We start from the raw sequence: 14,479 nt of genomic DNA, 5'->3' as shown, positions 1-14,479 counted from the left end.
TATTTTAAAGGAGGGGCTTTTTTATAACCATTACTGGTTATAACTTTATTATTTTTATCACTAAATAAATCAGCGGAAGATAGCACACCACTATGGTGCCCGTATTAATTAAAGGTAAAAGCGTTTTATACATTAGCGTGCTATAAGATAAATCCCAAAGGTGGCGATCAACAACGCGAAAAAGTTGTAAAATTGGCGCTGTGATAACAACCAACTGACCTAACACACATTGCCATAAGTAAACCTTGTCTTTTATCCCAAGATAAGCAATTAAAGCCATCCAAGCAACGTCATTAAATGCCCAGACAAGATATCTATATACATAAATATCTTTATCAAACTCTCTTAAAGAATCGTATATAAGTGCACCAAATAAGAAAAATACACCTGTAACACATACAAATCGTAATGCTAAAAAATCTTTACGCAAATAGAAAATAAAAATAGCTGGGATTAAAAATAAAACCCAGCTAAGTTCAAGAAGTGCAATTACCTTATCAACCCATAAAGGCATTGTTATTCTTTCGTCTTATCATCATCTCCGCCACTACCATTTCCTGGCATATCGCTATACTTATATTTTTTATTCATGGGTACTCCATTACATTTGTTAAGATTTATTATCTTAAGTTAAAAAACTGCTTTGCCAAGCGGTACTACCTAACATCAATAGGTGCTGACTCTTTTGCTTTACCTTGCAAAATAGAAATCTCGACACGACGATTTCTTCGGCGGTCTTCATCTGTATCATTTGGTACAAGTGGTCTTGTTTCAGCTCGCCCAACAACCATCATCCGAGTTTTGTCAAAGCCTTGTACTTTTTGTAATTCACTTGCAACAGCCACAGCACGTTTAGATGATAAATCCCAATTATTAACATACAGTTCATTCGATACCTGAAAATCATCGGTATGCCCTGAAACTGTAATCTCTCCTGGCACATCTTTTAAAAGAACACCGATATCTTGAATTATAGGTTTAAACTTAGGTTGTAAAAATGCACTACCTGAAGGAAAGGAACCGTTTTCTCTAATACGAATAATTATTTGCTGCCCTAAAGACTCAAGCTCTATTGCACCATCAATAATCTGCTTTTCAAGCTGCTGCGCGATTTTTTTAACAAGCTCGTTTGTTTGTTCTTGATCCGCTGCTGAAATAGCCTGCTCTGATGATTTTTCTTGCGAAGTGCTCCGAGACTCACCACCACGTTTATCACCTCGTTGTTCTTGCCTGCCGCCAGCTGAACTTTCATCACCGGCTTGAAATTCAAGCATTTGCTGAGTCATTTCTACTGTTTGTTGTTGAATAGTTTCTATTGGAGTGGGTTCTGGTTTGCCTGGGGTAAACTCCATAGCAATAACAGAGGTACCTTTAGGGATATCTTTTACTTCAATTTTATTCTGCACACCAAAAGCAAACTTCATAGAGCCCGCAATTTGTTTAAACTTAAGTACATCCATTTCTGAAAACGCAAGCAAGAGTACAAAAAAGCACATCAGTAAAGACATTAAGTCGGCAAAGGTTCCCATCCAAGCAGGTAAACCAGGAGGTGGACATTTACACTCTTGCTCAGACATGGTTACTCCTCAGTATCAACTTTACGTTTTGATTCAGCTAAGTAGTTCTTCAAAATACCTTCAATCACTTTTGGATTTTGACCATCTTGGATACCTAAAACTGCATCTAAAATCAAACGTTGATTCATCGCCTCTTCGTCTTTACGAAGTTCCAATTTAACTTGAATAGGGATAGCCACTACGTTTGCTAAAAAGGCACCGTATAAGGTAGTTAATAGTGCAACAGCCATTGAAGGACCAATTGATTTTGGATCGTCCATATTCGATAACATAGCAACTAAACCAATAAGCGTACCAATCATACCCATTGCAGGAGCAATATCGGCCATCGCTTTAAATAAGCCTGCGCCCATTTCATGTCGTGTTGAAGTTAAAGTGATATCTTTTTGTAAGGTCGCTCTAACAACGTCAGCATCGTGACCATCAACTAGCATATCTACACCTTTACGCATAAATTGATTTGGTATTTCAGCTTCCTCAAGCGCCAGAAAACCGCCCTTTCGAGCTGAATCTGCAAGTTCAACCGCTTTTTCAATTAACTCTTCCGGCGATTCAATTTTAAACATAAAAGCTTTAGCGGCAACTTTACCTATCCCAAAAAATTGTCCCATGGTGTAATTAGATAAAACTATAAATATAGAGCCACCAAATACAATTACCACTGAAGGGGTATTGTAAAACATGGCCATTTCACCACTACTACTCATAAACATGGACATGACAATTAAGCCAATTGCGCCAAGGATCCCTATTATGGTTGCTAAATCCACATTACCTCCAGAGGTTTCATGCACTAAGGCCTTATTGTAAAACTTTTATTATTAACTGCTTATCGGCAACATGCTAAATTGCTTGAGTCATATATGAAAATAAACATAAAAAACAATTTCAGGATTATTTTTAAACAAAGTTACAATGTTAATATAACGATTAATCATTTAAATGATATCAGTATGACCGTAATTAAGGCTTTATTAATCCACATAAAGTAACATTTAGCCGTAATAGAAGAAAAAACATATCATTCTTTGACCTAGTTTAGCATTCCCCCTAAAATTGGCTCCTAAATTTATCAAGTAAGCTGAAATAAGATGGCGACTAAAAAACCTGAAAACTTAAGTTTCGAACAAGCACTAGAAGAATTATCAATAATTGTTAGTGATATGGAACAAGGTGATTTATCGCTTGAGCAGTCATTGAAGCAGTTTGAACGCGGTATTGCTCTAGCTAACGCTTCATCTGGTAAACTCAAGCAAGCAGAACAAAAGGTATCTATTTTAATGGGTAATGGCGATAAATCAGTACTTACAAACTTTGATAATGATATGGAATAGCGGTGAGCATTAAAGAACATATTGAGCGTGCTCAAATAGACGTTGCATCAGCACTAAACCTTTATTTTGAACAAGCACTTGATAGTGATAGAGCAATAAAAGAAGCAACTCATTACAGTTTGTTTAATGGTGGAAAAAGGCTGCGCCCATTTTTAGTCTACGCAACAGGCAAAATATTAGGGGCAGACAAAAAAGATTTAGATATATTAGCAGCAGCTATTGAATGCATACACAGTTACTCGCTAATACATGATGACTTACCTGCTATGGATGACGACGATCTGCGTCGTGGTCGACCAACTTGTCATATAGTTTATGGTGAAGCCCAAGCAATTTTAGCCGGCGATGCTCTTCAAACTTTAGCTTTTGAACTAATTGCTAAACATAGTTTTAACTGCTCAGCTCAAACACAGGTAAAAATGATAGCGACACTCGCCCACGCATCAGGCCTTGAAGGAATGGTTTCAGGTCAAGGTTTAGATATTGCAGCCACTGATAAAATAATTACAGTACAAGAACTTGAGCGAATACATAAGCTAAAAACTGGCGCACTTATTAATTGCGCAATTACACTTGGTGCACTGTGCAGCGAAAATGTTGATGAACAAACCTTAGAAAACTTAAGCGTTTTTGGGTATGCTATAGGGCTTGCATTTCAAGTACACGACGACATTTTAGATGTTGAAGGCGATACGGTTACTTTAGGTAAACCACAAGGCTCCGATATTGCCGCGAATAAAGCGACATACCCTGCGTTATTAGGTATGCTAGGCGCTAAAGAAAAGGCACAAAACTTAATACAACAAGCCCATGAAGCGTTGGCAAATATAGATGCAGACACCACACTTCTTGCATCGCTGGCAAATTACCTAATTGAGCGTGACCACTAATTATTACTCATACGTATTGCAATTAACACTGACATTATTACTCAACATTAATTATTCGTAAAAGCTTTGGATTAATTAATGTTAGCGAAGGATATATATAAAACCATGACACTTGATAGTAGCAAGTATCCATTACTTAATTTGGTTGACGAGCCAGCCCAATTGCGTGATTTAGCGCAAGATAAACTCCCTGCATTTAGCAATGAGCTGCGCGATTATTTACTCAACTCAGTATCGCAAAGTAGCGGTCATCTAGCGTCTGGTTTAGGGACGGTTGAACTAACCGTTGCGCTGCATTATGTTTATAACACTCCAGACGATCGCCTAGTTTGGGATGTGGGTCATCAAGCTTATCCACATAAAATCCTTACAGGTCGCCGCGACCAAATGCACACTATTCGCCAAAAAGACGGTTTACACCCTTTTCCTTTTCGCGATGAAAGCCAATACGATACGTTTAGCGTAGGTCATTCAAGCACCTCTATTTCAGCTGCCTTAGGTATGTCTATTGCCGCCCAAAAAGAAGGCAAAGGTCGAAAATCTGTAGCAATTATTGGTGACGGAGCAATAACCGCAGGCATGGCATTTGAAGCGATGAATCATTTAGGTGATGTAAAATCAGACATGCTTATTATTTTAAATGATAACGAAATGTCGATTTCTGAAAATGTTGGCGCCTTAACAAATCACTTTGCCCGAATTTTATCAGGTAGCTTTTACACTAACATTCGTGAAGGTAGCAAAAAGTTACTCTCAGGCGTGCCTCCGGTAAAGCAACTTGCCAGTAAAATGGAAGAGCATATTAAAGGCATGATGATCCCAGGTACCTTCTTTGAAGAATTAGGCCTAAATTACATCGGCCCAATTGATGGTCACGATGTAAACATGCTTGTAGATACATTACGTAATATGCGTAATTTAAAAGGTCCGCAACTTTTACATATAAAAACGCAAAAAGGTAAGGGTTATAAACCAGCTGAAGCCGATCCGATTGGCTATCATGGCGTACCAAAATTTGACCCAAGCACAACTAGCTTACCTAAATCTAAACCTAGTGCAGCTACTTTTTCAAAAGTATTTGGCGATTGGTTATGCGATATGGCAGAGCAAGACAGCAATTTAATGGCGATTACGCCAGCAATGCGCGAAGGCTCAGGTATGGTGCGTTTTTCTAAAGAATTCCCTGACCAGTATTTTGATGTGGCCATTGCAGAGCAGCATGCTGTTACTTTAGCTGCTGGTTTTGCCTGTGAAGGTTTAAAGCCTGTTGTGGCTATTTACTCAAGCTTTTTACAACGTGCATATGACCAATTAATACATGATGTTGCACTGCAAAATTTACCTGTATTATTTGCCATTGACCGGGCAGGCATTGTTGGAGCCGATGGTGAAACTCACCAAGGTGCGTACGATTTAAGCTTTATGCGCTGTATTCCAAATATGGTCATTATGGCACCAAGCGATACTAACGAGTGTCGCCAAATGCTATACACCGGTTATAAAGCAAACTGCCCTGTTGCAGTTCGTTACCCTCGAGGTAGCGCAGGTACTGCAGACATTGAAAGCACTATGCAATTGCTTGAAATAGGCAAAGCAAATACGGTTAAAGAAGGCAGAAAGATTGCCATTTTATCATTCGGTACATTACTTGAAAACGCACAGCTTGCAGCTAACGAATTAGATGCAACGCTTGTTAATATGCGTTTTATTAAACCACTTGATACTGCACTTTTAAATGAGCTTGCTACTAGCCACGATGTAATTGTTACGCTTGAAGATAACGCGATTGCTGGCGGTGCCGGCTCTGCAGTTAACGAATACCTCGCAACGCAAAAAGCTGATATTAATATCCTTAACTTAGGTATTCCTGATGAGTTTATTAAACACGGCACGCAAGATGAAATGCACGATGAAATGGGATTAGGCGAGCAAGGAATACTAACCGCGATTAAAACGTTTATTAATTAACTTCTATACATTTAAATGTAGAGCACATTAAAAAAGGAGCCTAGGCTCCTTTTTTAATGTCAAATATTACCCATCAGCTGATCAGCGCATCCACACTTTAATATCAGCTAGGCCATTACTTTGTAAAATACCTAATTGTTGGTCAACGTTAGAATTTTGCTCAAACTCAAATGCATCAAGCTGATCATCAAACGTAATGTTTGCAACACCATCGCCACCACGCTTTTTAACTTGGTGCAGTGCAATATCAGCTAAGTTAATAGATGTCTCCCAACTGATTACTTGCCCACCTAAAAGTGGTAACGGGTAGAAAGACCAACCAATTGACGCCATAATATTAGTACTTTTTCCATTCGGAAGCTGGAATGAATACTCTGCAACAGCTTGGCACAGCTCCGAAGCATAGCTATCTATTTTATTACATTTAAAATCACGCAGTAGGAGTAAAAATTCATCGCCACTCCAACGCGCTACGTAGTCGGATCCTTGTGTGCGAGAGTTAAGTAATGCTGCCATTTGCTGCAAACAGCTATCACCCGCTATTGGGCCATATGCATCGTTAATTCGACTAAAGTTATCAAAGTTGATTATTAGTAAAACAAGTGACTTACCCTGAGCTTGCAGCGATTGAGAATTACGTTGAAAGTGTTCAATATCTTTAGGCAATTGATCGAACAAAAATCGACGACTACGAAGCCCCGTAAGCTCGTCTGAATGACTTACTAGCTTGAGCTGTGAATTCACTTGATTAAGCTTATCATTAGCTTGACGTAACTCTAATGTACGTTCGGTGATCAATCCCTCGAGTGCTTCTTGCTTTCTGCGCTCTTGTGCTCTAAATACCCAAAAACCAAGTAAAAAAACAAAATGAAGCCACTGGTGATCAACAATCTAAAATAAATAGTTTCATCAAAGCGCTCTGGCACAATAAAGCCGTATTCAGCTTCTTGTGCTTTACTCCAATCTTCACCTTGTCGCTTTGCTTCAAGCTGAAATAAAAACGACCCTGCCGGTAAGTTAGTATAAATAGCTTCTCTACGTGTATTTGCATAACGCCAATCGCTATCTAAGCCACTTAGCTTATACCTAAATTCAATGCTGTTTGGTGCATAATAATCTATAGCCGTGTAGGCAAGCGTTATATCTCGCTCATCAGTTTCTAATGATGGTTTTTGACCTAAGGCTGCAGTTGTTAAATTACGCAATGGTGTGGTAATTGTTTCTACTTTTGGCTTCAATGACAACACGCCAAATAGCTCTACGTTTTTAGGGATCTCTACAATCCCTTGCAAACTAGGATACCAAATTGAACTGCCAATATTAGCAACTGCGTCATGGCCTAACCCACTACAACACTGATTAGCTTTACCATCGAGTTGACGATCAAATGAAGAAATAACTTCCTCTACTTTTAAGCTTTTAATATCTGCTTTGAATTGATCTACAGGCATCCTATAAACGCCTTTCATGGTGCTAACCCAAACATGTTTTAGCTTTTCATCGTATTCGAGGCTAAAAATTGATCCATATGGTAGACCATTAGCCGCATCAAGTTGACGCCATTGCCCTTGGGTACTTCTATAAAAAAGCCCGTCGTTAAGAGAGCCAATTAAAATACCTACACCATCAATATGCAGTACACTTGTTACATAAGCACTTTCTAAAGATGTTTGATCACCAATTTTTTCAATGCCACGCTCGGTAAAGTAATAGGCGCCTTTACTTGTACCTATCACTCCAAAATTAGCTTTATCCAATACGTAAGTAATAAACTTACTACCTAAAAATGCATTATACGCAAACGGCGTTAGTCCCGCATAACCAAGACGATATAACCCCCGTCCAGTGCCAATCCAAAAACCACCTTTGCTTGAACGGCTTATAGCAAATACAGGGTTATCACGTAGCGCGCGCCCTGGAACGGTATAAAGTGTATTATTCTCATAAACAAATAAACCTCTTCCTGTGGCTATATAGAGTCGCTCACCATCAAACTGTAAGTCATGGACTGACGATCGGCTGTATTTACTACTAGGATCAGATTTATAAAGCTTTTACTTAAATCAAAGTAACCAATACCACTTTTGTTAGCGACCCATAATTTACCATCAGGTGCTTGGCTTATTGCCATAACGGCCTCAGTCATCTCAGATACAGCTGAATGTCGTTCAACCCGCCCTTCATGCGCAAGCCATAAGCCTTCACTAAAGCTTGCTAGCCATACATTATTTTTATCATCACGAAAAATATCTGCAAACCAAATACTTTGATCTAGCTGGCTTGGCTCAACCCATTGCCATTCGCCTGACTTATCTCTAAATAATAAACGCCCGTAAGTTGAAACCCATAATCCACCATTGGTATCACTCATAAACTTATAAACAGCTGAATTATTAGCATTGGGTAAAGGAAATGGCCTTAGCTCATCATCTAAATCTAGAAAATATGCACCTAGTTCTGAAGCCAAGTATAAATTGCCGTTCAAAAATGATAAATCATGCACAATAGTTTGCGCTAAACGCTCTGGTAGCGATATTTTTGCAGTGAGCTCTAAACGTAATTTAGAAAAATCGGAGGCGTTTTTAGTAAGGCGTAACAAATGACGGTCATTAACCAGCCAAATACCTTCCGGAGAAAGTGCCATTTGACTAACTGAGCCGACAATTTGGGTGATTACTGTCGCATTGACAATAGGTAGTTGACCGCTAGCGTGAGTTTGCAAGTCAACTTGCCCTCTATCAACATAATACAAACCATTTGCTGCAATCCAGATACTGCCTTTAGAATCTTCTAAAATATCCCTTACAGGGCCTTTAATATTAAATTCTTGTGCTGCAAATGTTGCCGGGTTAATTACAACTAATCCGCTTTTAGTACCTATCCACAACAACCCGTTCGAATCGATTAAAAGTTTATTAATACCATTACTTGGTAAAAAATAACTATTTTGGGTACTATAGTTAGTAAATGTTGTTCCATCAAAACGGCTTAACCCAAACTGAGTACCCAGCCACATATAACCTTGCTGATCTTGCACTACACTTTTGAGTGATTGTGACGGCAAACCGTCTTTTATATTCCATTGCTTAACGACATAATCAGTAATTGAGGCCCAGCTTGGCGTCGCGCACAACATCAGTACACAAACCAGTAAAAATCGCATCATATTGCTGCCACCTAGTTAAACAATTCAAATATAAAAATTAAAAGGGTAGTAAACCCACTTTTATTAACGCTTGCAAACAAATAAGCGAAAAAATACCAGCCAATATATCATCAGCCATAATACCTAAACCGCCATGTACTCGTTTATCTAGCATACGGATTGGGCCGGGTTTTGCTATATCAAAAAAGCGAAATAACAAAAAGCCAACTAATAAACTCTGCCAGCTAAGCGCTGCGCCAATCATGGTAATGTAATAGCCAGCCACTTCATCCCATACAATTGCAGGATGGTCGTGCACGCCTAAATCATCAGCCGTTTTACCACATGCCCATATACCAAATATACTGATCACTACAGCAAACACAATTTGTAACCATAATGGATAGTACATTGTCATAAAAATAAATGGCAGTGCAGCAAAAGTACCAAATGTACCAGGCGCTTTAGGTGCAAGGCCTGTGCCAAACCCTAAACCAAAAAATTGGTGCGGACGCTTTAAATTAAACTTGCGGTTATTATTCAAACCTGCTCCTTTGCAAAATGCTCAAAGCCATGCTGCTCAAAATTAAACTCTTCACCATTGTATAAAAGCTCAATTTGGCCATCACCACTTTTAACTTGGCCAATGCATGTTGCATCTACACCATACTGACGTAGCTTAATTTCTAACATACTTTTATTACTATCAGGAACAGTAAATAACAATTCGTAGTCATCGCCGTAGCTAAGAATAAACGGTAATTGCTGATCAAAATCAAGGCTCGATTTCATCGCATCTGATGTAGGAATACTTTCAACATTAATAACAGCACTTACTTGCGACATATCTAGAATATGGCCTAAATCAGCAATAAGACCGTCAGATACATCAATAGCCGATGATGCAAGTCCGCGTAAAACTTGGCCAGCTGCTACGCGAGGTGTTGGATAATCGAAACGTTTATTAACATATTTTAAATGTTCAGGCTCTATTTTAAAACCTTGCTTGCGCGATTCAATAGCTAAACCTGCATCCCCTAAAGGACCTGTAACATAAATCCAATCCCCCACTTTAGCACCACTTCTGCGCAGAGCTTTCCCCTCAGGTACCGTTCCTTTTGCACAAATAGTAATAGTTAATGGCCCTTGAGTCGTATCGCCACCAATAATTTGTACATTAAAGTATTCTGCAATTTCATGCATGCCTTCAGTAAATTCTTCAATCCACTGCGGATCTATACTTGGCAATGTGAGTGCAACCGAAACCCATGTTGGTTCAGCGCCCATTGCAGCTAAATCACTTAAATTCACAGCGAGTGCTCTATGACCTAATGCACGAGGGGAAATATCATCAAAAAAGTGCACGCCAGCAACAAGAGTGTCTGTTGTAACGGCAAGTTGGCAGTTTTGTGGAACGGTTACTAAAGCGCAATCATCCCCTATACCTAGGTTTACATCACGACGGGTGATACCGCGACCTTTAAAGTAGCGGTTAATTAATTCAAATTCCTTCATACACAAAAAAGCCGACCTATGCCGGCTCTCCTTTTAACGGTTGTTTAACCAATCAATCTGAAATTTAAAATTCAGAGTGAATTGTTATTACTTGCGTAAATGCTTAACAGCTTTATCAAGTACACCGTTTACAAATTTATGGCTATCTTCAGCGCCAAAAATTTTGGCAAGCTCAATACCTTCGTTAATAGCAACTTTATAAGGTACGTCTTCACGGAACTTAAGCTCATAGCTGCTTAAACGTAAAATTGCACGCTCAACCATATCTAAGTCATCAAACGGACGTGTTAAATGTGGTGATACAGCTTCGTCTAGTTGCTTGTAATTTACAGCAACACCCGTCGCTAAATCTTTAAAGTATTCAACATCAATTTTAGTAACGTCTGTTTCGATCAACATTTGTTGTTCGATATCGGCAATTAAATTGCCACTTATTTGCCAAGAATAAACGGCTTGGAGTGCTAAGATACGTGCTTTACGTCTTGCTGCTGGTTTCACAAAAATTCCTTAAACTTAAATTTTATCTAACACATTAACCATTTCAAGCGCGCCTAAAGCAGCTTCGCCGCCTTTATTGCCCATTTTGGTGCCAGCACGCTCAATTGCTTGTTCAATGCTTTCTGTGGTTAATACGCCAAATGCAACCGGGATATCATACTCAAGTGATACTTGCGCAAGACCTTTGTTTGATTCGCCAGCAACTAGGTCAAAGTGTGGTGTACCACCTCTGATCACTACGCCTAATGCGATGATTGCATCATACTCTTTTTTTGCTGCAACGCGTTTAGCCGCTAAAGGTAATTCTACCGCGCCTGGTACATAAATAACGGTAATGTCGTCATCAGATACGCCACCAGTGCGTTTTAACTCATCAACAGCACCTGCAAGGAGGCTGCTACCAATAAAGTCATTAAAACGAGAAATGACAATGGCAAACTTTTTGCCTGGAGCGTACTTATTACCTTCAATAATTTTCATTTGATAACCCTAAAAATAAGTTCAAGCGGTTGCGATTGCGCAAAAATTGCTGCGCATCATACCATAAAAATAAAATAATAGCCTAGTTTAAGCGTGATGCTTATTGTGGCTCAATGTAATCAACAACTTCTAAATGAAAGCCCGAAAGTGCATGGTACTTTTTAGGACGACTCATTAATCGCATTTGTTTAATTCCAAGATCGGCAAGTATTTGCGAGCCTACGCCAACAGTACGAGATGTACCTTTGAATTTACGTGGCGTAACGCTTTCGCCAGCATCAGCTGCCGCGAATGCTTTTACTGTTGCTTCTAATTCTTCAGTGCTTTCTTGCTTACCTAAAATAACTAAAGCACCTTCATTTTTAGCGATATAAGCCATTGCTTCAGAAAGGCCCCAACTACGCTCAGCACTTCTGTCCGAAAGTAGGATATCGTTAAAGGTACTTTGCAAATGTACACGTACATTTGTCGGTTCTTGCTCTTTTATATCGCCTTTAAGCAATACGTAGTGTAATTGGCCGTCAATTGTGTCTTTGTAAGTCACCAAATCAAACTCACCATGCTCTGTTGGTAACTTACATTTTGCAACTTGCTCAATTGTTGTTTCGTTTAAGTTGCGGTATTCGATTAAATCAGCAATGGTGCCAATTTTAATATCGTGCTCTTTCGCAAAGACTTCTAAATCAGGGCGACGCGCCATGGTGCCATCAGCATTAAGTATTTCAACAATAACAGATGATGCTTCAAGCCCAGCCAAACGCGCTAAATCACAGCCAGCTTCAGTGTGTCCTGCGCGAGTTAATACGCCACCAGGTTGTGCCATAATAGGAAAAATATGCCCCGGCTGCACAATATCACTTGGTATTGCACCTTTAGCTATAGCCGCTTGCACTGTGCGCGCTCTATCTGCCGCTGAAATACCAGTTGTAACACCTTTAGATGCTTCTATCGACATTGTAAAGTTAGTCGAAAATGCTGCACCATTGTTTTTAACCATTAACGGTAAATCAAGTTGCTCGCAGCGCTCTTGCGTCATGGTTAAACAAATTAAACCACGGCCATGGGTAGCCATGAAATTAATCGCTTCTGCGCTAATATGCTCAGCAGCTATTATTAAATCGCCTTCATTTTCTCTATCTTCATCATCCATTAAAATAACCATTTTACCGGCTTTAATATCGTCGATGATTTCTTGTGCGCTGTGTAAATTCATAAATTTGCTCGTGTAAGTTATCAGTTTCGTTATTTAATAAAACCCGCTTTAGCGAGTAAGCTCATCGAAATATCAGAGCCCGTTGGTTGCTCTGCACCTTTTATAAGGCGCTCTAAATAACGTGCAATTTGATCGACTTCTAAATTAACTTGAGTGCCTACTTTAAAATGAGCAATTGTGGTTTGCTCACTCGTATGTGGGACAATTGTTAATTTGAATTTATTACCTTCTACAGCGTTTACTGTCAGGCTTATACCATCAATACATACCGAACCTTTGTAAGGAATGTATTTCATTAAATTTTCTTCGGTTGTAAGCCAATACTCTGTTGCTCGAGCGTTTGCTGTAATGCTTGTAATCGTTGCTATGCCATCAACATGGCCAGATACTAAATGACCGCCTAAACGCGAAACAGGTTGCATGGCTTTTTCAAGATTCACCGTTTGCCCTAAAGCATAGTGAGCAAAACCGGTTAAACCAATCGTCTCGTTAGATAAATCAGCACTAAAACCGTCAATATGTTTATCAACTACGGTTAAGCAAACGCCATTGGTTGCAATGCTGTCGCCTAGCTTTACGTCTGTCATATCAAGGTCAGCACTTTGGATACGAATGGCTAAGTCGCCTTGTTTTTTTTGTAATAAAGCAATTTTGCCTGTGGCTTCTATTATCCCAGTAAACATAGCGCTACTCTTTTTATTAAGTGATTTTAATGAGTTTTTAACGCGGTGATACGTAAGTCGTCACCAATGCGCGCACATTCATTAAATGTTAAATCAACGGTGTTTTGCATACTCGTCAATTCAGGAAAATTAACTAAACTTTTTGCATCATGGCCCATTAGTTTAGGCGCTAAATAAAAAACAAACTCGTCAACTAAATTAAGCTCTGTCATTTTACCAGCAAGTGTTGCGCCAGCTTCAAGCCAAACATTATTAAACTGCAGTTGCCCAAGTTTTTCTAAAACGGCTTGTAAATCAACTTTACCGTTACTTTCACTGACTTCAATATGCTTTACAAAATGCGGCCATTGCAATGATTTATCAACCTTAGTCGTAAATATTATTACATCACTTTGGATTTTAAATAAAGCAAGGTTAGGTGTTAAACGGTTTTGTGAGTCAATTATAACACGCACAGGCTGGCGAAGCGGTAAATCAGTAGGCAGTGTGCACGGTAACTCACTTAACCGCACATTAAGTTTAGCATCGTCTACTAGCACAGTATCGGCGCCGGTTAAAATAGCGCAGCTTTGCGCTCGGTATAGCTGTACGTCTTGGCGAGCAGCGGGACTTGTGATCCACTTACTTTGCCCATTTTTAAGCGCTGTTTTACCATCAATACTTGCTGCCATTTTACAGGTCACATAAGGTAAGCCTTGTTCCATACGCTTAAAAAAGCCAACGTTAAGTGCCCGCGCTTGCGATTCGAGTAACCCATAAGCAACGTCAATACCAGCGTCGCTCAATATTTTAAGGCCTTTGCCTGCGACTTGTGGGTTTGTATCAACCATAGCGGCAATTACTTTTACTACGCCCGCCTTTTTTAAGCCTTCAGCGCACGGTGGCGTACGCCCATAATGACTACACGGTTCAAGCGTTACATAAGCCGTTGCACCTTGTGCATTATTACCCGCTATTGCCAGCGCATTTACTTCAGCATGGCCTTGACCTGCTAATTGATGAAAACCCTCACCAATTATTTGATTATTTTTAACTAATACACAGCCAACATTAGGGTTAGGCGTGGTAGTAAACCGGCCTTTTTTGGCAAGCTCTATGGCACGTGCCATATACATTTCGTCATGTTCAGTAAAAGTAGTTTGGCTTTGCATTGTTATACCAATTGCGTTAAATAAG

At 39.5% G+C, this 14,479-nt stretch carries 13 protein-coding genes and 1 pseudogene; 3 read left to right on the top strand and 11 right to left on the bottom strand.

Translation table 11 applies throughout. From position 1 onward, the window contains the following. Nucleotides 1–37: 37 nt before the first annotated feature. The 3 genes from P4S71_RS12805 to pomA form a co-directional block, all read right to left on the bottom strand. A complete protein-coding gene (locus tag P4S71_RS12805) occupies nucleotides 38–514 on the bottom strand; it encodes a hypothetical protein (protein ID WP_337150802.1) in 477 nt (158 codons plus the stop codon). 142 nt (nucleotides 515–656) lie between these two features. Beyond that, a complete protein-coding gene (locus P4S71_RS12800) occupies nucleotides 657–1,577 on the bottom strand; it encodes a flagellar motor protein MotB (RefSeq protein ID WP_007377460.1) in 921 nt (306 codons plus the stop codon). Between the two features lie 2 nt (nucleotides 1,578–1,579). Continuing rightward, the gene (gene pomA, locus P4S71_RS12795; RefSeq protein ID WP_007377461.1) at nucleotides 1,580–2,347 is read right to left on the bottom strand and encodes a flagellar motor protein PomA; all 768 of its coding nucleotides are present in this window, start codon (nucleotides 2,345–2,347) and stop codon (nucleotides 1,580–1,582) included. 321 nt (nucleotides 2,348–2,668) lie between these two features. On the opposite strand from pomA, the gene P4S71_RS12790 reads away from it, so the two are divergent. From P4S71_RS12790 to dxs, 3 genes are all read left to right on the top strand, one after another. Further along, nucleotides 2,669–2,911, top strand: coding sequence for an exodeoxyribonuclease VII small subunit (locus P4S71_RS12790; RefSeq protein WP_008137959.1), 243 nt, complete (start codon nucleotides 2,669–2,671; stop codon nucleotides 2,909–2,911). 2 nt (nucleotides 2,912–2,913) lie between these two features. Beyond that, nucleotides 2,914–3,801, top strand: a complete 888-nt coding sequence (ispA, locus tag P4S71_RS12785) for a (2E,6E)-farnesyl diphosphate synthase (protein WP_337150801.1) — start codon at nucleotides 2,914–2,916, stop codon at nucleotides 3,799–3,801. A 105-nt stretch (nucleotides 3,802–3,906) separates the two neighbouring features. After that, nucleotides 3,907–5,769, top strand: coding sequence for a 1-deoxy-D-xylulose-5-phosphate synthase (gene dxs / locus P4S71_RS12780; RefSeq protein WP_337151625.1), 1,863 nt, complete (start codon nucleotides 3,907–3,909; stop codon nucleotides 5,767–5,769). 81 nt (nucleotides 5,770–5,850) lie between these two features. On the opposite strand, the pseudogene P4S71_RS12775 reads toward dxs, so the two are convergent. The 8 genes and pseudogenes from P4S71_RS12775 to ribD form a co-directional block, all read right to left on the bottom strand. Further along, a pseudogene (locus P4S71_RS12775) lies at nucleotides 5,851–8,935 on the bottom strand (diguanylate cyclase domain-containing protein). 37 nt (nucleotides 8,936–8,972) lie between these two features. Then, the gene (locus P4S71_RS12770; RefSeq protein WP_007377466.1) at nucleotides 8,973–9,458 is read right to left on the bottom strand and encodes a phosphatidylglycerophosphatase A family protein; all 486 of its coding nucleotides are present in this window, start codon (nucleotides 9,456–9,458) and stop codon (nucleotides 8,973–8,975) included. Beyond that, on the bottom strand, nucleotides 9,455–10,429 hold the full coding sequence (thiL, locus tag P4S71_RS12765) for a thiamine-phosphate kinase (protein WP_337150800.1): 975 nt from the start codon (nucleotides 10,427–10,429) through the stop codon (nucleotides 9,455–9,457). Before thiL ends, P4S71_RS12770 begins: the two co-directional genes overlap by 4 nt. 87 nt (nucleotides 10,430–10,516) lie before the next feature. Continuing rightward, a complete protein-coding gene (gene nusB / locus P4S71_RS12760; RefSeq protein WP_002961751.1) occupies nucleotides 10,517–10,927 on the bottom strand; it encodes a transcription antitermination factor NusB in 411 nt (136 codons plus the stop codon). 15 nt (nucleotides 10,928–10,942) lie between these two features. Continuing rightward, a complete protein-coding gene (gene ribH, locus P4S71_RS12755; protein WP_002961753.1) occupies nucleotides 10,943–11,407 on the bottom strand; it encodes a 6,7-dimethyl-8-ribityllumazine synthase in 465 nt (154 codons plus the stop codon). A gap of 100 nt (nucleotides 11,408–11,507) precedes the next feature. Further along, on the bottom strand, nucleotides 11,508–12,620 hold the full coding sequence (ribBA, locus tag P4S71_RS12750; RefSeq protein WP_033040116.1) for a bifunctional 3,4-dihydroxy-2-butanone-4-phosphate synthase/GTP cyclohydrolase II: 1,113 nt from the start codon (nucleotides 12,618–12,620) through the stop codon (nucleotides 11,508–11,510). Nucleotides 12,621–12,649: 29 nt separating this feature from the next. Next, nucleotides 12,650–13,303, bottom strand: coding sequence for a riboflavin synthase (locus P4S71_RS12745; RefSeq protein ID WP_337150799.1), 654 nt, complete (start codon nucleotides 13,301–13,303; stop codon nucleotides 12,650–12,652). A gap of 26 nt (nucleotides 13,304–13,329) precedes the next feature. Next, on the bottom strand, nucleotides 13,330–14,454 hold the full coding sequence (gene ribD / locus P4S71_RS12740; protein WP_337150798.1) for a bifunctional diaminohydroxyphosphoribosylaminopyrimidine deaminase/5-amino-6-(5-phosphoribosylamino)uracil reductase RibD: 1,125 nt from the start codon (nucleotides 14,452–14,454) through the stop codon (nucleotides 13,330–13,332). Nucleotides 14,455–14,479: the final 25 nt, after the last annotated feature.

Source organism: Pseudoalteromonas sp. B62, assembly GCF_037162565.1.
Classification (GTDB): domain Bacteria; phylum Pseudomonadota; class Gammaproteobacteria; order Enterobacterales; family Alteromonadaceae; genus Pseudoalteromonas; species Pseudoalteromonas fuliginea.
The sequence above is the reverse complement of the archived record's forward strand: the minus strand, read 5'-3'. Positions and strand labels throughout refer to the sequence as shown.